Consider the following 20,440-nt stretch of genomic DNA (forward strand, 5'->3'; position numbering starts at 1 on the left):
TTTGACTAACAATGCCCAGTAAAAAAATGTATCTACAAAACCATATCTCGCTAGCAATATTTGTTTGCTTAAGCCTCAAAAGCAAAAAGCATGACAATATCCATCATGCTTTTTATCATTCTGTGATGAGCATTTAAAATCAGCAGATTTAAGGCTGATATTGCATAATGCGCTCACCCATTTTCGCCGCCAATGCTTCCAAGCCACTTTTTGGACGAAGCATGACTTCAAAATCAATCATCTGACCTTGTTCATTAAACTGAATCATGTCGATCCCTTTTAACTTTTTCTCGCCAACATTGGCAGAAAACTCAAGTACAATATTGAGGCCATCCTCACTATAAAACTCACGGTGGTAAGTAAAATTTTCAAAAATTTGAATCACATTGGTCAAAATAAAAGTTACTACAGGCTTACCTGGATATGGGTTAAACGCGACAGGTGAACGAAACACCACATCCTCTGCCAAGAGTTCATTTAAAATATTCATATCCCGTGTGTTAAGCATTTCGTGCCAACGTGCAACAGATTTTTTTGTTGTTTCAATAGTCATGTTTATGTCCTTTTTTTTGATGAATCATTTCCCTTTCCTCAAACTCCTCTCCCAAATGGAGAGGAAGCACGACAACTGCATATTAAATTGAATGAAGTTGTCGTGGTTTAGTATGAGGCTGATTAAATCACCGCAGCCAAATCTGCACCTTGACGAATGGCACGTTTAGCATCTAACTCACCTGCTTCTTTCGCACCACCAATCAAATGCACATTTTTCCCATCTGCTTGTAGCTGTTCATACATCGCGGTATAGGATTCCTGACCTGCACAAATAACCACATGATCAACATCTAAAATACGTGATTGACCATCAACGGTAATATGCAAACCTTGATCATCAATTTTGTCGTAGCTTGCACCCGCAATCATTTTCACATCGCGGTGTTTCAAACCTGTACGGTGAATCCAACCCGTGGTTTTACCTAAGCCAGCACCAACCGATTTAGCCTTACGTTGCAATAAATACACTTCACGCGGCGATTCTTCGACGTCTGGATGTTTCAAGCCACCGACTTGCGCATAAGTGGTATCAATACCCCATTCATCATAAAATTTCTCAGGATTGAGGCTACCGCTTTCACCTTCATGCGTTAAATATTCAGCCGTATCGAAACCAATACCGCCTGCACCAATGATTGCTACACGTTTGCCAACAGGTTGACGTTCACGTAATACCTGTAAATAGCTCAATACTTTTGGATGATCAATGCCATCTATATCTAACTGACGCGGTGTTACACCCGTCGCCACCACGATGTCATCAAAATCAGACTGAGCTAATTCTTCATACGTTGCCGTATGGTTCAATACCAATTTAATCTGAGGCAATAGTTCTATTTTACGTTTGAAATAACGCAGCGTTTCATAAAACTCTTCTTTACCAGGAATCGTTTTCGCAATATTAAACTGCCCACCAATTTGGCTCGATGCTTCAAAAATAGTTATGTTATGACCACGCTCTGCAGCATAAGTTGCAAAGCTTAAACCTGCAGGTCCCGCACCAATCACAGCAATATTTTTCACCTGTGCAGATTCTTTAAAAATCAGTTCAGTTTCATAGCAAGCTTGAGGGTTAACCAAACATGTTGCAATTTTCATCGAGAAAATATGATCTAGACAGGCTTGGTTACAACCAATACAGGTATTAATTTCATCACTACGCCCTTGTTCTGCTTTTTCTACAAAACGTGGGTCAGCCAGCATTGGACGTGCCATAGACACCATATCTGCATCACCCGAAGCAAGTACATGCTCAGCCATTTCAGGAGTGTTAATACGGTTTGAGGTGATTAAAGGAACATTCACTATGCCTTTTAATTTCTTGGTCACCCATGTAAATGCAGCACGTGGCACTTTGGTTGCAATGGTCGGAATACGTGCTTCGTGCCAGCCAATACCGGTATTGATAATAGTTGCACCGGCTTTTTCAATGGCTTTTGCAAGTTGCACAACTTCTTCGAAAGTCGAACCACCTTCAACCAGATCCAGCATAGAAAGACGGTAAATAATAATAAAATTTTCACCGACTAATTCACGCGTACGACGCACGATCTCAATTGGAAAACGAATACGGTTTTCATAACTGCCGCCCCATTCATCATCACGGTGGTTGGTACGTGCAGCAATAAACTCATTAATTAAATAACCTTCTGACCCCATGACTTCTACACCGTCATAACCCGCTGTCTGTGCTAACTGAGCACATCGAGCAAAATCATTGATCGTGCGTTCGACGTCTGCTGTGCTTAAAGCTTGCGGTTTTACTGGGTTAATTGGTGCTTGAATAGATGAAGGTGCAACATTATTGGCCTGATACGAGTAACGGCCTGTATGCAAAATCTGCATCGCAATTTTACCGCCAGCATCATGTACCGCCTGCGTAATCACTTTATGTTTTTCTGCTTCTTCTAAAGAGTCTAATTTTGAACCACCAGCAAATGTCACTCCATCATCATTGGGAGAAATACCACCGGTTACAATCAGACCTACACCACCTTTCGCACGTTCTGCATAAAAAGCAGCCATGCGTTCATAGCCACCCGGTGCTTCTTCAAGGCCGATATGCATAGAACCCATCAATACACGGTTCTTTAGCGTTGTAAAACCTAAATCTAGTGGTGCCAATAAATTTGGATAATTTGACATTTTTTCTCCTTAGCGTGCTGAAAAGCTGGCTATTTTTATCTTCACTTGTATACGAGCTTTCTCTTTCCATCTACGTATACAATATTTTTGCAACTTGTTGCACTAATTTATATGCGAGATTTGATTTTTATGCAACATGTTGCATAATAAAAAGTACAAAACTATTTTGACTGAGCCATATATGTCTTTAGCCCATGTTTTACTGACGAGCTTACTTGAAAAACCGAGTACAGGAATCGACCTTGCACGCCGTTTTGACCGCTCTATGGGCTTTTTTTGGAATGCAACACATCAGCAAATCTACCGTGAACTCAATGGCATGCTGCAAAAAGGCTGGATCAGCACCATTGAAGATGAGCACAGTACAACCCGTAAAAAAACCTACCAAGTTGAACAGCTTGGACGTGCTGAATTAGCCAATTGGATGGTTGAGCAAAGCCCTCCGGCTCAATTACGTGAAGAGTTGATGGTTCGTTTACGTGCAGAAGCTCAGCTGGGTACAAATGGCGTATTACCCGAATTAGAACGTCACCTAGAAATTCACAAAGAAAAACTAAAAGTGTACCAGTCTATTTTTGCAAAAGACTTTGCACATGCGCATGATGAAGACCGTACTTTGTACATTCATAAAATGATTTTACAGCTTGGGATAGATTTGGAAATCGGTTGGATCAAATGGCTCGAAACCATCATTCCACAGTTGCATAAATTTAATCGCTAAAACAAAAAAATAAATAGGAAGCCGCATGCCGCACTACACAATGCCAGATCAACAACAACTGTATGTTCGTGAATATGGTCAAGGAGAACCCATCCTGGTTTTATCTGGACTCGGCATGCAAAGTTGGCAATGGCACCCTTTTCTATATCAACACCGAAAACACTTTAAATTTATCATTCCAGACTGGCGTGGATTTGGCGGCTCTAAACTTTGTCAAATTCCCAATATGGATACCATTTCAAGCCATTGGCGAGATATTGATAGCTTAGTTTCCCAACTTGTTTACGATAAAATCACGGTCATTGCCTACTCCATGGGGGCAACGACCACCATGCACGGTTTGAAATACGGTCAGTTTGCCGAAAAAATTAAACGTTATTTGCACATCGATCAAACGCCTAAAATTAGAGTAGATGAAGATTGGCAATATGGTTTATATGGCAAACGCCACACTGAGTTTTTGAGTATTTTAGAAGACCTCTCGAAGGTACTTGCAACTAACCTCTCCGTGCCATTTGCACAGCAGATGAATAAACATGATCGTCAAAGTCTGGTCGATGCTTGGTTAAGGTTCATAGACTTACAAAATAGCAATCCTTATGCATTATCCGCTTTCCGTTTCGCATACCAAAAACCAACATTACAGAAGCTGATGTTACCCTCACAAAGTGTGGCCTATTTATATTGGTATATTCAAAATTATTTGAACCATACTGAAGATTATCGTGAAGCCATTGCAGCACTCACCGCTCCGACGACTTTTTTCACAGGGGCAAAATCGATCCTCTATCCTGCTCAAGGTCAAAAAATTATTGCTGACAGCCTAGTCAATGCTGAGCAGATTATTTTTAAAAAATCGGGACACACTCCATTAATCAGTGAACCGGTCAAATTTAGCCGTGAAATCACCAAGTTCTTAAAACAAGTAACCCTATAAGACTGAAAAAAATAGGCTCAAAACTTTCAAGATTGAGCCTATATTTGTATGAAGGTAAACGTTACTTAACTGTTTGCTTCAAAATTGAATTTCAAAATTAACTTCATAATTACTTTTAAAATAGACCCTAGAAAACCCGACGATCGTATTCAATTGCTTCCAAGTCATACACTTGGTAAACACAGTCAAATAAAGGACGCGCCAATTCCCCTTCATCATCATTCCGCACAATCAAATAAATTTGGCTAATGGCAGCACTATCCGATAATTTCACATAATTCACATGCCTAAACTGCATAATTTGTACAGATTCAGGAACAATACAAATGCCTTCGCCTGCGGCAACCATGCCTAGCGATTGCTGCAAATCAGCTTGAGTGTTAAAGCGTTTCGGCTCCATACCATATTCTAAAAACAACGACTTGATTAGCGTTGCATAACTTTGACCATCCGTTGCTGGATAGATAAAAATCTGCTCATCTTTGAGATTATTTAATGCAATCTGCTGCTGTGAAGATAAAGGATGACTCGAATGCACCGCAACAATTAGTGGCTCTTCACGCAATAGCACACGTTTAACCGCCTGATCCGACACCCGAACTCGGCTAAAGCATGCATCAACCCGACCTTCTTTTAATGCCTGAATCTGATCGACTGCACTCAGTTCAATTAAATTTACATTTAAGTGTGGATATTGCTGACGGAACAAATAAACAATTCGAGGTAATAAACCACAGAGTAGCGAACCGCCATACCCAATATTAATAGTACGTTCAGTAGCACTGGCCCGCTGCGTAATGAGCTTAATTTCTTCTGCATTGGAAAGTAATTTCACGGCTTGCTGATAAAAGAAACGGCCAATGGTGGTGGTTCTCAAAGGACGGCTGCCACGCTCAAAAAGCTGCGCACCCAACTCTTCTTCTAAATTTTGAATTTGACGACTTAAAGGAGGTTGAGCAATAAATAGCTTTTCAGCAGCCTTCGTAAAACTCTGTTCTTCTACAACGGCGACAAAGTAACGTAAATGTCTTAATTCCATGACATTGTCCTATAATGTCGAATTTCTTTCATAATGGTCTTTTATTTGAATATATCAGGACGACACTCAAATCACATCCTTCAAATTCGGTTATTTAAAAGATGTATACACCACATTTATTGTTTGGTCATGCTAATGTGAAACGATTATAAGGTTAACCCGACTTTAGTCTTGGCAATTTTGCTCAACCTTCTCACATGAAAAACTACAAAACGTGATTGACTTCATGAAACAATTCAAGTTAATTAGCTAAATCGTTGCAAATATGGAATAAGAACAGTGCTGAGTGATCTAGATGATTTTTATTGTTTTGCCCAAGTGGTCGAACATGGTGGTTTTAGTGCAGCCGAACGTGCAACAGATATTCCAAAATCAAAACTGAGTCGTCGGGTCTATAACTTAGAAGAACGTTTAGGTGTCCGCCTGATTCAACGTAGCTCACGACATTTTGCTGTTACAGATATTGGTATGAATATCTATCGCCATGCACAAGTCATGATGAATGCCGCTCAAGCCGCACACGATTTGGTTGATCATCTCAGCACACAGCCGCGCGGCTTAATTAAAGTCAGCTTACCTGTTTCCATCGCGCAAAATGAAATGACCAAAATTTTGCCTGAATTTTTAAAGCAATATCCAGAAATTAAAGTGCAAATGATGGTGACCAATCGCCGCGTAGATATCATTAATGAAGGCTTCGATCTTGCGCTACGTGTACGTTCAAATCTAGACGACGACCCCAATTTAGTCATTCGTAAATTTGAAACGATTGAGCAGCACTTATTTGCCAGTCAGGCGTATCTGAATAAATTTGGTGAACTCAAACAACCTGAAGATTTATCTCAGCATCAAATATTAAGTATGGCGGATGAGCATCTCGATCAACATATTATTGTGACCGATGCACAGCATCATCAGAAAAAAATCAAAGTTAACCCAACCGTGATGGGCTCTGACCTGTCTATGTTAGCTGCACTGGCCTGCCAAGATTGTGGCGTGGTGTTATTACCCGACAGTATTGTGTCCGATCACGTGAAATCAGGTGCTTTGGTTCGTGTACTACCTGAATGGAAAGCTGCACATGGTATTTTCCATGCAGTTTATCCATCTCGTCGTGGCTTACTACCTGCTGTGCGTGTATTCATTGATTACTTAGTTGAAAAACTCAGCCAACATGAACACGCTAAATTTTAAGCAAAAAAAAGCTTACCCATGTGATGGGTAAGCGAAAACTTAAAAACTAAGTAAAATCAGAAACTACAGCAGAATCTGTAGGGCTATTGTATAAATAAAATACATCTTTATTAAATCGTTAATAGCTCTAATTGATTTTTTGAGCTATAGACAAAGCCTTACAAATTAAGACTTAGAGAAATGTAGTTAGTCTTAAAAACGATAATACCCATAATCACCACGAACACCTAGACTAAAGTCAAAAAATATACAACTGTATAACTTTATTTAACTTCAATCATTTGGACACAGCAGATATGGCATTAACAACACTACAGAGCTTAGATCGCGGGATATTCGCCTGTACCCTCTGGCCATGGAGATAACAACTCAAAACCAGTATCGGTTACAACAACCATATGTTCCCACTGTGCCGATAAAGAACGGTCTGCGGTAATTACTGTCCAACCGTCTTTTAACTCTTTAGTACGCGCTTTACCGCTGTTGATCATCGGTTCAATGGTAAAGACCATGCCTTTTTTCAGAATGACACCTTGACCCGGTTGACCATAGTGTAAAACGCTTGGTTGCTCATGATAAACTTTACCAATCCCGTGACCACAGTATTCACGTACAATGCTGTAGCCTTCACGATGAGCAACTTGTTGAATGGCATAGCCTACATCACCCAATGTTGCTCCCGGTTTAACAGCATGAATCCCTGCAACCATCGCTTCGTAGGTAGTTTCGACTAACTTTTTAGCCGCAGGCGAAACCTCACCCACATAGTACATACGACTGGTATCACCAAAATAACCATCTTTAATGATGGCAACATCAATATTGATAATGTCACCATCTTTCAATACGGTTTCTTTCGAAGGAATACCATGACAAACCACTTCATTCGGTGAAATGCAGGTGGTTTTGGTATAGCCATAGTAGCCAACGTTGGCAGGAATCACTTTAAGTGTGTTGACGATAAAATCATTACAAATATCGTCCAGATATTCAGTGGTCACGCCCGGCTTGACATACTCCCCGATCATCTCTAAAACCTGAGCAGCTAAACGACCTGAAATGCGTAATTTTTCAATATCTTGCTCGGTTTTAATCGTGATTTTGGAAGCTTTCATCTGAATATCCTCAAATTTGAATACACCGAATTATAGACCTTTTAGATTTTTTTTGTTTTATTCAGCCAATATTTCTGCATTTATTCGGCTTATAGCATCCTATTTAGTGCTGAAAATTAGAACAATTGATTTATATCTGATAAATCTTAATAGCTAAACATATTCCTATAAAAAATTTATATACAATAAATTTCTTTTATTTATCATAAACATAAATAAAACATTATTTTATCTGTCAATATATTCATAATTCGTATTATAAAAACTATCTATACGATTTATAAATTTTGCTCCAAAAACGAGCTTAATTGCACTAAAATTGCCTTTTTTCACAGTTCATCTCCCCTTTATGACAAGTCTTCGTACACGGGATATTGTTGCCTTAGGTTTTATGACCTTCGCACTGTTTATTGGTGCAGGTAACATTATTTTCCCACCAATTGTCGCACAGCAAGCGGGTGAACATGTTTGGTTAGCTGCATTTGGTTTCTTAATCACCGCAGTTGGTCTACCTGTCATCACGATTATTGCTTTGTCGCGTGTTGAAGGTTCTATTCAAGTTTTAAGTTCGCCTTTGGGTAAAGTAGCCAGCATTATCCTTACTGTCGCGTGTTACTTAGCTGTTGGACCTTTATTTGCAACACCTCGTACAGCTACCGTTTCATATGAAATTGGTTTCTCTTCTTATTTTGGTAACGGCGCAAACAGTCTGCTGATTTATAGCGTGATTTATTTTGCATTAGTGACCATTGTTTCACTTTATCCAAACAAAATTTTGGATACTGTGGGTTATTTCCTTTCACCACTCAAGATTTTAGGCCTCGTTATACTGGGTATCTCTGCGTTCTTTATCCCAGCCGGTGTGATTTCACCTGCAATTGATAACTACGTGGCTGCACCAGTTTCAGAAGGTGTGGTAAATGGTTATTTAACCATGGATACATTAGGCGCTTTAGTTTTTGGTATTGTGATCGTCAAAGCCATTACTTCACGCGGCGTAACGGATAGTAAGCTCGTCACCAAATATGCTGTCATTGCCAGTATTATTTCTGGTATTGGTCTTACCCTGGTTTATATCAGCTTATTCAAACTCGGTATGGGCAGCCATGATATTGCTCCAAATGCAACAAATGGTGCAGTGATCCTGCATGCATATGTACAACATGCTTTTGGTGATATGGGCGCTTATTTCCTATCTGCAATGATCTTTGTTGCATGTATGGTGACTGCGATAGGCTTAACCTGCGCATGTGCTGAATATTTCTCAGAATTGACTAAAATTCCATACAAAGTTTTTGTGTTCATTTTAGTTGGTTTCTCACTACTGATTTCAAACTTAGGTTTAACCAAACTCATTGCAGTTTCAGTGCCTGTTTTAAGTGCGATTTATCCACCTGCGATTGCCGTTATCCTACTGAGCTTCTGCTCTAAATGGTTTATTTCACCATCAAGAGTTATTGCGCCTGTTACCGCATGTGCGTTTATTTTCGGTATTTTTGACGGTTTAAAAGTGGCTGGTTTCGAAGATGCACTTCCAAGCTTTATTGCCAATCTACCGCTTGCTCAACAAAATTTAGCATGGCTGATCCCTTCTGCGATTGTGCTGATTATTGCTGCTGTAATTGACAAAGTTAAAAAATAACCTTTTTTGACCTGTCTAAAATCGGAGTTTTACCCGAATGACGATTTTACCTGTGACCAATAATTGTCGAGTTTTACCCAAACTGACATTTATTTGTCCTACTACAGCGCAATAACCCTAAGTCATTGAACTTTTAAATAAAGTTTTATTTTCATGATGAGAAAAAAAGCCAGCCCTTTGGCTACAAAATATAATAATAGTTAAAATACAAATACTTTCTGCAAAATACACCGTACACAAACTCCATGATTAAGCCCGATTCAGACTGTAAGCTAGGCGGTTTCTTGTCATAAAGCCGATATACCCGTGTTGGTATATATATTGCTTATTCATACATAGATATTATGCATCGACCATTTTACTCACCAGTCAACACCTTTAGATTCATAATATTTAGTATATGAATAAAATGATTATTCTTATATGATGATCTAACATAGTTTTATGACAAAATAATGACATTTACTATTGAAATACTTCTAGTTTCGAAGTACAACAGTAGTTCAAACCTGACCAAAATCATGGGTTTTGGCTAAACAACAACACGGAGGGGTGGAGATGTTATCAGTACATTTCAAAAAGCAATTCTTCATTAACGCTCTGAAGGCAAATAAGAACATGGTGACCTATACAAGCACCACTATTGCTCTCATGCTGACACTACTTATTCAAGGCTTAATACAAGGAAATTTAAGACCTGAATACTTTGCTTATGCGCTTATTGTCTCTGTAGCCTTTTATTTATGGGCAGTCATTGACCACAAATATCGAAAGCAAAAATCAACAGAATTTTAAGTTAGAAGATGGATGAGGCATCATCCATCTTGAAAAAAGAAAAGATGCCAATCCCCCACCTTCTCGTTCATTCAATCCTTTTTAAATAACAATAAAAATAATCCTTAAAATAACCAGAAAATCATCAGCCTTTTCTCATAAATTTTCAATTCTGCAGAACTTAAAATTTTGTTTATATAAATTCTTCTACCGAACAATCGTCTGCACTTTAAAAGCTTTTATCTCCTGATTAGCCTCCAATTTAATTGGTACTATTTCTAATTGGTACTATTTATGATTGATACTACTTTGCTTAAAACCAAAATTTAATGATGACTCCAAAGAGCAATCCGAGTGTTGCAATTAACTCACCAATCACCAATCCAAGCATTGCCATACTCATCATCCATTTAGGTAAATGCCATTTACCCAAGACGTGAGGGACTTTAAATTGATTGGTGGTATCAGCTAAAAAGCCATGCAGTATATAGCTTAAAATCGAAAAGCTAAAAAAGAACAGATTGATGATTACAAACAGTAAATTGAGTGTATGTGGAAGTGCTGAAAAATAGGCCAATACCGCTAAAATAAGCGTCGCTGGGGCGTATAACAAACTGCTCCGATGTGCAATATCGACATAATAATGCGCACGTGCCAGTTCAGACTGCCTTATTTGTGTATATTTCCACACACCCGTGAGCATACCTACCCATAAATAAATCCCACTAAAGACTATCGCAATTTGTACTGCACTCGAAAGTTGAAGCATGTCCATTTTTAATTTACATCCATTGTTCAATTACACGCATTATTTTTATCTGTATTTCTACTGCAATAGTACTTGCTTCAAACCTGTTATGACATGACTTTAGAGTCATACTCTTTTCAGGTTTCTTTTTGGAACTTGTGTAAATTAGAGTCATCGGAACACACCCATGAAGTTTGAATCATGTCATCATCTGAAAAACTCACGATTCATTGCCAAGACGGCTATTCGCTGAGTGCGCGCTTTTATCCGCACCAGACAGAGCTCAAACAGGTTTTACCTGTGTTGATTTGTCCAGCCACAGGCATTACCAAGCAATTTTATAATAGCTATGCAACATGGTTGAGCCAACAAGGCTATGACGTTTTAGTTTTCGATTTTCGTGGTATTGGTGAGTCGCTACATAGCCCTTTAAAACAATCGACAGCAAGTATTGTGCAATGGGGGCAGCTCGATATCCCTGCGGCAATCGACGCCTTGATCAGTAAAACGCAAGCGCCTAAAGTCATATTACTCGGTCATAGTGCAGGCGGGCAATTATTAGGTATCGTTCCAAATTATGACAAAGTTGCCAAAGTGGTTGCTGTTTCTGGCTCTACAGGACATGTTAAAGAACTTAAAGGTCGCACCAAGCTTTTAGCTCCGGTGATGTTTAATGTGATCTTCCCGATTGCACGCTATACCATTGGCTATGGGCCGACCAATGCAATTGGCATGGGTGAAAATTTGCCAAAAGATGTAGCTCGTGAATGGGCTGAATTTTGTAGCAAACCTGGTTATGTCATCAATGCCTTAGGCAAAACTGTTCAGCATGATTTTCATCAAAAAGTGAGCTGCCCGATCACTGCCGTATGGAGCTCTGATGACGAAATCGCCACGGAAGCCAATGTCAAAGACTTGCTACGTTTATACCCGAATGCTTTGACTCAAATGATTGAGTTAAAACCGAAAGAAACAGGTCATAAAGCCATCGGACATATGTTGATGTTTAAATCATCACATCAAAACCTATGGCCGATCATTGAACAACAGTTACACGCTTAAGTTTTTGCCACTCAGTCAGTAATCCGGCTGAGTGGTCTTTTTATGGACTGCACAATAATTTCTACTTTTAGATTCATTCAAACTGCCTGACAGCTTACATATTCTATTTTCTATCTTTAAAATCTGCACTGAACGTCCAAGTGTACTTATTTTCATCAGCCGACTATTGCAAAAAATGATATAACTATTTTTTCTCAATTATATTCTATTTTGGCATGAGTGAAGCACGACACAACCTCGACAGAATTGATCGTTTAATATTATCCGCATTAAGAGAAGATGGACGACTCACCATAGCCCAGCTTTCTGAACGTGTTGGTCTCTCCTCTTCGCCGTGTTGGACACGCTTAAAGCGTCTAGAAAATTTAAAAATTATCGACGGCTATACAGCCAACATCAACCCAAAATCGATTGGGATCAATGAATTATTCTTTATTGAAATCACATTAGAACGTCACGACGATGAAATTTTAGATCAATTTAGTGAAACTTTAGCCAATATGCCAGAAGTAGTAGAAGCACATTTAGTCACTGGCGATTATGATTATTTGGTGAAAGTTGCAGTTAAAAATGCTGAACACTATGAGCGTTTTTTACGTAAAAATTTATATTCTATGAAAGGTATACGCCATACCCGCTCTATTTTTGCGCTACGACAATTAAAATCTGCCAGCAGTGCTGACCTCATGATGATTGAGTAATGAGCCAATATAGATCTAATCTATAAGATGACTTTAAAATTTAAGGGCAATTGAGTTCAGCACTCAATTGCCCTATTTATGTGTTCTAATCTATATAGCCATCTTTTTTCAATTTTTTATCTGTCAAATACTCACGTATGACCAATGTTGCAATAATAATGATGGCTTCTAAGATCGCTACTGTGACGGTTAGTTTGGTAAATACTTCGACACTGAGCAACTCAAACCATAATTGAGCGATGGCTAATAAACCCCATAAAACTGAAATAATAAGTGCACTAAAGACACCGTATTTCATTTTTCTCTCTCCAAAACAACTACATAAGCTTCGCGCTTCCAAAAAAGCAGCATACGACGGATATCCTTTTCCATCGTAATCACCGCCCAACCTTGCTGTGCATTTTGATTTAAAAAATTGGTGAATTTAACAGGATCAACTTTTGAAGAGCCAAGCAGCAAAGATCCCAGCATACCTTCTTGATAGATAACAACTTTATATTCTTTCATCAATATAGTTCTTTATGGTTATAGTGAAGTGAACAAATGTTCATGGCAAAGTATAGCGATCGCTTTTTCCTAAAACAACAAAGTTTTAACTGTCAATTTACTCAGCATTTTTTTCAATTTTATGCTTTAATATACACAGTATGAGATGAGCCTTATATGAGTATCACGCGAGTGATACGACTAGCCCCAACCATGGGGCTTTTTATTGTTTTGTACTTAGCTCACATTGTTGTATTTCATTGTTCAATTTTGACAAAACAAGACTGTGAATTTCACATGTTTTCACAGGGTCTTGCTCATAAGCCGAATTAAACCATGCAGCAGCTTTTTCAAAATCTCGCTGTACGCCTAGCCCACCTAAATAAAAACTTGCAACGCTAATTTTTCCGTTCAAATCATTTGCTTCCGCAGCCTTTAAAAACCACGGATAAGCCTTTTTATAATCAGGCTTTGCATCAATACCTTGATAATAAATCATACCCAAACGGGACTGATATTGAGCCAAGCCTTGTTCAGCCAACAACATCGTTGGCTTTTCAGCAAGCTGCATATTTTGCTTCGTATAGTAATAATAGTCGGCCAATTGTTCGATATCTTCTTGCTTGCCTTTATTTGCAAATTCAATTAAAAGACTTTCCAATTTTTTCTCATTCCTTGGAATGAGTTCATATTTATTCATGATCAAAAGCATACGCTTTGAATCTTCTAAATTTCTTTCAGCACCAATCTCAAACCATTTTGCAGCTTCCACATAATCTACTTTTACACCGACACCTTTGTAATATATCAATCCCAAATTTTGATTTGCAGAGCGGTGCCCTAAGGCAGAAGCACGTTTATACAACGCTATGGCTTCGGGCAGATTAATCTCCACACCTTCTAGCCCCATATGTTTCAGTACAGCCAAATCATACAGCGCCTGCTTTTCGTTATTTTGCGCTTGAACTATGGTCTTTTGGACATCAATTTCAGCTGAATAGGTTATAGAAAATGGAAGTGCTGTTAATACAAATAGCATGAACAATTTGATGTAAGGCAAATGATATTTTAAAACTTTCATTGTTTATTATTCTTGATCAATAAGATGGTGAAAAATGAAATGCTAAAACACTCTATCTAGATGCTTTAGCATTTTTTAAAGCTATATATAGTATTAACCAAAGAAGCCTATCGTTGCCTGAATGACCACAGCATTGACAATATCTACAAAGAATGCCCCAGTCAAAGGTATGATTAAAAAGGCTTTATGTGATGGCCCATAAGTATTGGTTACTGCTTGAATATTAGCAATCGCTGTCGGTGTTGCACCCAAATTTACACCACATTGCCCTGCACAAAGTACTGCTGCGTCATAGCTTTTTCCCATGATCCTAAAAGTTACAAAGTACAGATACAGTGCTAAAACGAGGGTTTGTACCAGTAAAATAATCACCAGCGGGCCTGCAAGATCTGCCAATAACCAGAGCTGCAATGACATCAGCGCCATGGATAAAAATAATGCCAAGGATGCGTTACCAAATACATCGATACAGCGATCAAACATTTCAATTTTAAAGCCAAGTTCAAGGGTGTTTCTTAAAAATACACCACACGCTAAAGCCCAAACGAAGGTAGGTAATTCAAACCACTGTCCACGAGCAAACTCTGTCATGAAATAAGCAAAGCTGATACAGATGGCAAACATCCCCATCGTTTTGACGGCATCATCTGCGGTAATTAAACGAGTTTTTTCAGGATATTCGAAAGGCGCCGTTTCAGATGCAGGCGGTGCTTCATTACGTCCTGATGTGGGTACAAGTTCTTCTGCCAACTGAAAACGGCGGATGAGGAATTTCGCCACTGGCCCGCCCATCATGCCGCCAATGACCAAGCCGAAGGTTGCACTTGCCATACCGAGTACGACTGCACCTTGTATACCATGATCTTGTTCAAAGACTGTACCCCATGCGCCTGCTGTACCGTGACCGCCAGTTAATGTGACTGAGCCTGTAATTAAGCCGATGAGCGGATCTAATCCTAAAATTTTGGCTAAACTGATACCAACGATGTTTTGCAGCATGACAAATATAATGACACAGCCTAAAAACAGCACTAACGCCTTGCCACCCTCTTTGAGTTTTCCAAGACTTGCACTCAAGCCAACAGAGGTAAAGAACATCAGCATGAATATTTGCTGAATTTTGGCATCAAAATTTACGGTGATATTAAAGTTTTTAAATAATATAAAAGTAATTACCGCTGCAACTAGACCACCTGCCACTGGTTCAGGAATGTTGTATTTTTTCAGGATAGAAATTTTATGTACAAAGAAATACCCGATAAATAAAACCAAAACCGCCACGACAATTGTCAAATAAGCATCTAGCTCATAATTCATAATTTAATCTTAAGTGCTCAATTTTATTTATCTTTTTACATAATTATTTGATTTTTTCAGCTAGAAAAATGTAAATAAGTTATTTAGCCCCTTCTTCTACTACACATTTCTGAAGCCTAATAAATGAAATAAATAAAAATGCTCAGCGTATGTGATGTGCTGAGCATTTGCTGTTTATGACTGAAAAGCAGGAATTTTGAGAGATTATTTGATATCGAATACCCAGTTATGCGCCTCTTTATCACTGGTGGTTTCACAGACATAGTAATCTTGATCCCAAGCATCTTGGTTAAAGATTTCTTTTTTGTGGTAAGTCATCTGTTTGCCATTTTCGACACAGACAAAGCTTTCGCCTTGGTCTTTGACTTGGGTTCCGTTGAGGAAGCCACCAATACAGAGGAATCGGGATTGTTTGGGCACTGATCTATGCTACTGTAAAATAATATTAGTTGTGATTAAACGTTGTATTCTTAGAACTGTAAATAACATTTATAAATAAAAGCCTCCAATTAAGAGGCGATTATTTCTATTTTTGACAGTTATTCAAACTATTTTCTATATAGCTTTTTTCTAATTGTCCTTGTTTAAAGGATTTTAATAACCGTTCCAACCTCACTCTATTCCCAGGATAAGAGCAATACAATTTTTGCACATCATTTATTTTACTCAAAGAAGTAAGTTTACTTAAAGAATCTACGGCACCTTGCTCAACCCTAGCCCAATTTACATTTAGTTTTTTCAAATCATACTTATTGTTATGTACTGTATATAGAATATGATAATAATGAAAATCTTTTTCTGCAGGATTCATTTCCTGTATATCATTAATAATCATTTGAATAGCATCATAATTTTCTCCAAACCACTTTGGCTCAAAACTCTCCATAAATGTATTATAAATAACTCGCTGTTTTGGATATTTTACAATTCCATCTTGATAAGCTTTTAAGTAGTTTTCTTCAGCCCCCAGATCACGTAGGGTCATTAACAGTATGTAGTAATAAAAAGGATCTTTAGATGCAACATCATAATTTTCTAATAAAAAATTTAAATTTTTAATTGATTGATCACCAAAATATTGCATATTTTTTTTCGATACTTGTGAAGTATAACTTCCCCCTCTAATGCTCCAAGCATGTTTTCTAACCCAAAGCGTATAGTAAATATAACCTAATGGTGACTCTGGTTCAGCCTTAATCCATTTCTGTGCGATTGCTATATTTTCTTTATAATAATTTGGAGAAGTTACTCGATGTTTATTTACAATCCCAAGAAAAGAATCTAAATAACTAGTATGTTTAAACTTACCATCAAAATTATATTCTTCACTATTTAAAAGCTGTTGTGCTTTGTTTGAAATATCTTTGAACTTTTTCTCTCTAATCAAATTTTCCACTTCAGACTGAATGTCATATCCTGTGGGATATATACTTTCATCAACCAATTTTATGTTTGCTAACTTCGTATACGACACTTCTGCAAAAATTTGTGTAGAACAAAATGTTAATAATATAAAAGATAAATTCTTTAGTTTCATAAGGCCAATTTCTAAATTACAGTTTTATTATTAGTAAGATTCTATTAAATAAAGAAAATCCCACATGACGTGGGATTTTCTTATTAACTACTTAATCAATTAAGACAATTGAGCAGCAGCAATTTTCTTAGTATCAACGTCTTTAGCAGCGTCAGTATAGTCGCCCATTTTGTCGAAGCTTAAGTATTGGTAGATGTCTGCAGACATGCTATCAATTTGAGCTGCGTATTCTTGGTACTCAGCTGGAGTTGGTAATTTACCAAGTACAGCAGCAACAGAAGCAAGCTCAGCAGAAGCTAAGTAAACGTTCGCACCTTGACCTAGACGGTTCGGGAAGTTACGAGTAGAAGTCGATACACAAGTAGTGTTCGGAGCTACACGTGCTTGGTTACCCATACATAATGAACAACCTGGCATTTCTGTACGAGCGCCAGCTTTACCATAGATGTTATAGAAACCTTCTTCCATCAATTGACGTTCGTCCATACGAGTTGGAGGAGCCAACCATAAACGAGTAGATAAAGAACCACCAGGAACTTTGTCTAGAAGTTTACCAGCCGCACGGAAGTGACCAATGTTAGTCATACATGAACCAACGAATACTTCGTCAATTTTTGTACCAGCAACGTCAGAAAGCAATTTAGCGTCATCTGGGTCGTTCGGGCAGCAAAGAACTGGTTCAGTAATTGTAGAAAGGTCAATTTCATACACTTTAGTGTATTCAGCATCTGGATCTGCTTTGATTAGGCTTGGGTTCGCTAACCATTTCTCCATGTTTTCTACACGGCGCGCCATTGTACGAGCATCGCCATAACCTTCAGAAATCATCCATTTCAACATAGTAATGTTTGATTTAAGGTATTCAGCAACTTTCTCTTCAGAAAGCGTGATAGAACAGCCTGCAGCAGAACGTTCAGCAGATGCGTCAGAAAGTTCGAACGCTTGCTCAACAGTAAGGTCAGTTTCCATTTCTGTAAGGTCGATCTCAAGGATACGGCCAGAGAAGATGTTCTTCTTACCTTTTTTCTCTACAGTTAAGTCGCCTTCTTGGATCGCTACGTAAGGAATTGCATGTACTAGGTCACGTAGAGTGATACCAGGTTGCATTTTACCTTTGAACTTAACAAGAACAGATTCAGGCATATCTAGTGGCATAACACCAGTCGCTGCAGCGAACGCTACAAGACCAGAACCCGCTGGGAACGAAATACCGATTGGGAAACGAGTATGCGAGTCACCACCAGTACCTACTGTATCTGGAAGAAGCATACGGTTTAACCAAGAGTGGATAATACCATCACCTGGACGTAGAGAAACACCACCACGGTTCATGATGAAATCAGGAAGCGTGTGCTGCATTTGAACGTCAACTGGTTTTGGATACGCAGCTGTATGACAGAAAGATTGCATAACTAGGTCAGCAGAGAAGCCTAGGCAAGCAAGATCTTTAAGTTCGTCACGAGTCATTGGACCTGTTGTATCTTGAGAACCAACAGTAGTCATCTTAGGTTCACAGTAAGTACCTGGAAGTACACCTTGACCTTCAGGAAGACCACAAGCGCGACCAACCATTTTTTGAGCTTGAGTGAAGCCTTTACCAGTAGCTGCAGGTTGAACTGGAGTACGGAATAAAGTTGAAGGTGCAAGACCAAGAGCTTCACGAGCTTTAGTTGTTAAACCACGACCAACGATAAGGTTGATACGGCCACCAGCACGTACTTCATCTAAAAGAACTGGAGTTTTAAGTTCAGATTCAGCGATTTGAACGCCGTCTTTGAACGCAGTTACTTTAGCAGCAGCGTGGTCGATTTTAAGCGTGATTTCGTCGCCCATGTTCATGTTTTGAACATCGATTTCTACTGGCAATGCACCAGCATCTTCCATTGTGTTGAAGAAAATCGGAGCGATTTTAGAACCTAAGCAATAACCACCGTCTTTTTTGTTCGGGATGTGAGCAATTTCGTCACCAAAGAACCAAAGTACAGAGTTAGTTGCTGACTTACGAGAAGAACCAGTACCAACAACGTCACCTACGTAAGCAACTTGGTTGCCTTTCGCGATAAGCTCTTTGATTTGGCTAAGTGGACCAACTTCGCCAGGAACTTCTGGATTGATACCGTCACGTACGTTTTTAAGCATTGCGTTAGCATGTAACGGAATGTCTGGACGGCTCCACGCGTCTTGTGCAGGTGACAAGTCGTCAGTGTTAGTTTCGCCAGTTACTTTGAAAACTGTAAGTTTGATTTCTTCAGGAACGTCTTTACGGCTAGTGAACCATTCAGCATCTGCCCAAGATTGCATAACTGCTTGTGCATTCGCATTGCCCGCTTTTGCTTTATCAGCAACGTCGTGGAAGGCATCAAATACAAGAAGAGTTTTCTTAAGTGCGTCAGCAGCTAATTCACCAAGCTCTGCATCATCAAGAAGTGCAACTAAAGGAGCAACGTTATAACCACCAAGCATAGTACCTAGTAGGTAAACCGCACGTTCTTTAGTTACTAGTGGAGAAGTCGCTTCACCTTTTGCCAAAGCAGCTAAGAAAGCAGCTTTAACGTATGCAGCTTGGTCAACACCCGCTGGAACACGGTTTTCTAGTAAATCAACTAAAAATGCTTCTTCGCCAGCTGGTGGGTTTTTTAATAATTCAACTAATGCAGCTGTTTGAGCATCGTCAAGTGGCTTCGGTGGGACTCCGAGTGCGGCACGTTCTTCAACGTGTTGGCGGTAAGCTTCTAGCACGGTGTTATTCCTCTTTTTTAAAAAATTATTTACGCATTCCTGCTTTAAATAAAGCTACGCAAATAATATGGACTGCTAAATTTTACTAAAATTCCAGTTAAAAGTTAATGCACTACAAGTGTTTCTTCGTGATGCCCGTTATTTTATAAATAAATGATCCTCATATCGTTTATACATTAAGCAAAATCAATACTTAGAACACGCTTTTCTTGCGCATATTAACTTTTGACTAAAATTAACCATCAAAAAAAGGCAACTAAATGTTGCCTGTTTTTATCAGCATTGGATATTCCACCTTAGTGTACAGTGGTTGCAGTGATATATTGCTGAAGTTCTGCTCGATCGCCTGTAAATCTGAGGCACCATTCGTCCTGACATGTGGTTTGATGTTGATTACTTGCAAAGCTGATATCGACCAAATAGCGTTGATAAAATTCATCTACTTTTTGGCGTAATGTGACTTTATCTCCAATGCTGAGCACGTAGTTCCCACCACCGATAATTGCTACGCCTTGTTCATCTTCTAGGAGTAGATCTGAGTGATGCATATAACCTATAACGTCCATATTCTGCTCCTCTACTGTTTTTTATTCTCCATTTCATTATTCATTAAAAAGATTTGCTTTTCTATATTTATGATTTAGCAA

Annotated in this window: 20 protein-coding genes; 7 read left to right on the forward strand and 13 right to left on the reverse strand. The window is 38.7% G+C overall.

Features of this window, described 5'->3' with window-relative positions:
* Window positions 1-148 precede the first annotated feature (148 nt).
* Window positions 149-553 (reverse strand): nuclear transport factor 2 family protein, encoded by a 405-nt coding sequence (locus FTU62_RS09065; protein WP_180102480.1) that lies wholly within the window; start codon window positions 551-553, stop codon window positions 149-151.
* 122 nt (window positions 554-675) lie between these two features.
* Entirely contained in the window at window positions 676-2,700 is a 2,025-nt protein-coding gene (locus FTU62_RS09070) for an NADPH-dependent 2,4-dienoyl-CoA reductase (protein WP_180022123.1), read from the reverse strand.
* Window positions 2,701-2,881: 181 nt separating this feature from the next.
* Between FTU62_RS09070 and FTU62_RS09075 the strand changes: the two genes are divergently transcribed.
* Both FTU62_RS09075 and FTU62_RS09080 read left to right on the forward strand, forming a co-directional pair.
* Entirely contained in the window at window positions 2,882-3,421 is a 540-nt protein-coding gene (locus FTU62_RS09075) for a PadR family transcriptional regulator (RefSeq protein WP_180102481.1), read from the forward strand.
* 25 nt (window positions 3,422-3,446) lie between these two features.
* Window positions 3,447-4,358 (forward strand): alpha/beta fold hydrolase, encoded by a 912-nt coding sequence (locus FTU62_RS09080; RefSeq protein WP_180102482.1) that lies wholly within the window; start codon window positions 3,447-3,449, stop codon window positions 4,356-4,358.
* Between the two features lie 127 nt (window positions 4,359-4,485).
* Here the strand turns inward: FTU62_RS09080 and FTU62_RS09085 are convergent, their stop codons facing one another.
* Window positions 4,486-5,397, reverse strand: a complete 912-nt coding sequence (locus FTU62_RS09085; RefSeq protein ID WP_078188530.1) for a LysR family transcriptional regulator — start codon at window positions 5,395-5,397, stop codon at window positions 4,486-4,488.
* A 279-nt stretch (window positions 5,398-5,676) separates the two neighbouring features.
* On the opposite strand from FTU62_RS09085, the gene FTU62_RS09090 reads away from it, so the two are divergent.
* The gene (locus FTU62_RS09090; RefSeq protein ID WP_078188531.1) at window positions 5,677-6,591 is read left to right on the forward strand and encodes a LysR substrate-binding domain-containing protein; all 915 of its coding nucleotides are present in this window, start codon (window positions 5,677-5,679) and stop codon (window positions 6,589-6,591) included.
* Between the two features lie 320 nt (window positions 6,592-6,911).
* On the opposite strand, the gene map is transcribed toward FTU62_RS09090, so the two are convergent.
* Window positions 6,912-7,706: a type I methionyl aminopeptidase gene (gene map, locus FTU62_RS09095; protein WP_078193926.1), complete on the reverse strand. Its 795-nt coding sequence runs from the start codon at window positions 7,704-7,706 to the stop codon at window positions 6,912-6,914.
* Between the two features lie 349 nt (window positions 7,707-8,055).
* Between map and brnQ the strand changes: the two genes are divergently transcribed.
* Window positions 8,056-9,348 (forward strand): branched-chain amino acid transport system II carrier protein, encoded by a 1,293-nt coding sequence (gene brnQ, locus FTU62_RS09100; RefSeq protein WP_180102483.1) that lies wholly within the window; start codon window positions 8,056-8,058, stop codon window positions 9,346-9,348.
* 558 nt (window positions 9,349-9,906) lie between these two features.
* Window positions 9,907-10,143, forward strand: coding sequence for a hypothetical protein (locus FTU62_RS09105; protein ID WP_078188534.1), 237 nt, complete (start codon window positions 9,907-9,909; stop codon window positions 10,141-10,143).
* Between the two features lie 292 nt (window positions 10,144-10,435).
* Here FTU62_RS09105 and FTU62_RS09110 read toward each other — a convergent pair whose 3' ends face one another.
* Window positions 10,436-10,897, reverse strand: a complete 462-nt coding sequence (locus tag FTU62_RS09110) for a hypothetical protein (protein ID WP_180102484.1) — start codon at window positions 10,895-10,897, stop codon at window positions 10,436-10,438.
* 174 nt (window positions 10,898-11,071) lie between these two features.
* Here FTU62_RS09110 and FTU62_RS09115 point away from each other — a divergent pair, with 174 nt between their 5' ends.
* Together FTU62_RS09115 and FTU62_RS09120 are read left to right on the forward strand one after the other, a co-directional pair.
* On the forward strand, window positions 11,072-11,932 hold the full coding sequence (locus FTU62_RS09115; RefSeq protein ID WP_180102485.1) for an alpha/beta fold hydrolase: 861 nt from the start codon (window positions 11,072-11,074) through the stop codon (window positions 11,930-11,932).
* A 215-nt stretch (window positions 11,933-12,147) separates the two neighbouring features.
* Window positions 12,148-12,633 (forward strand): Lrp/AsnC family transcriptional regulator, encoded by a 486-nt coding sequence (locus tag FTU62_RS09120; protein WP_078188537.1) that lies wholly within the window; start codon window positions 12,148-12,150, stop codon window positions 12,631-12,633.
* Window positions 12,634-12,718: 85 nt separating this feature from the next.
* On the opposite strand, the gene FTU62_RS09125 is transcribed toward FTU62_RS09120, so the two are convergent.
* From FTU62_RS09125 to FTU62_RS09160, 8 genes are all read right to left on the reverse strand, one after another.
* Window positions 12,719-12,931: a hypothetical protein gene (locus FTU62_RS09125; protein WP_180004964.1), complete on the reverse strand. Its 213-nt coding sequence runs from the start codon at window positions 12,929-12,931 to the stop codon at window positions 12,719-12,721.
* Window positions 12,928-13,140: a DUF4177 domain-containing protein gene (locus tag FTU62_RS09130; RefSeq protein WP_078193931.1), complete on the reverse strand. Its 213-nt coding sequence runs from the start codon at window positions 13,138-13,140 to the stop codon at window positions 12,928-12,930. Before FTU62_RS09130 ends, FTU62_RS09125 begins: the two co-directional genes overlap by 4 nt.
* Window positions 13,141-13,342: 202 nt before the next feature.
* A complete protein-coding gene (locus FTU62_RS09135) occupies window positions 13,343-14,200 on the reverse strand; it encodes a tetratricopeptide repeat protein (protein WP_078193932.1) in 858 nt (285 codons plus the stop codon).
* A 93-nt stretch (window positions 14,201-14,293) separates the two neighbouring features.
* On the reverse strand, window positions 14,294-15,517 hold the full coding sequence (gltS, locus tag FTU62_RS09140) for a sodium/glutamate symporter (RefSeq protein WP_180102486.1): 1,224 nt from the start codon (window positions 15,515-15,517) through the stop codon (window positions 14,294-14,296).
* 204 nt (window positions 15,518-15,721) lie between these two features.
* The gene (locus FTU62_RS09145; protein ID WP_078193934.1) at window positions 15,722-15,937 is read right to left on the reverse strand and encodes a hypothetical protein; all 216 of its coding nucleotides are present in this window, start codon (window positions 15,935-15,937) and stop codon (window positions 15,722-15,724) included.
* A gap of 106 nt (window positions 15,938-16,043) precedes the next feature.
* A complete protein-coding gene (locus tag FTU62_RS09150) occupies window positions 16,044-17,054 on the reverse strand; it encodes a DUF4034 domain-containing protein (protein ID WP_078193935.1) in 1,011 nt (336 codons plus the stop codon).
* A gap of 99 nt (window positions 17,055-17,153) precedes the next feature.
* Window positions 17,154-19,793: a bifunctional aconitate hydratase 2/2-methylisocitrate dehydratase gene (locus FTU62_RS09155; RefSeq protein ID WP_180004960.1), complete on the reverse strand. Its 2,640-nt coding sequence runs from the start codon at window positions 19,791-19,793 to the stop codon at window positions 17,154-17,156.
* A gap of 296 nt (window positions 19,794-20,089) precedes the next feature.
* On the reverse strand, window positions 20,090-20,359 hold the full coding sequence (locus FTU62_RS09160; protein ID WP_180102487.1) for a hypothetical protein: 270 nt from the start codon (window positions 20,357-20,359) through the stop codon (window positions 20,090-20,092).
* Window positions 20,360-20,440: the final 81 nt, after the last annotated feature.

This window comes from Acinetobacter sp. YH12126, assembly GCF_013418745.1.
Classification (GTDB): Bacteria; Pseudomonadota; Gammaproteobacteria; order Pseudomonadales; family Moraxellaceae; genus Acinetobacter; species Acinetobacter amyesii.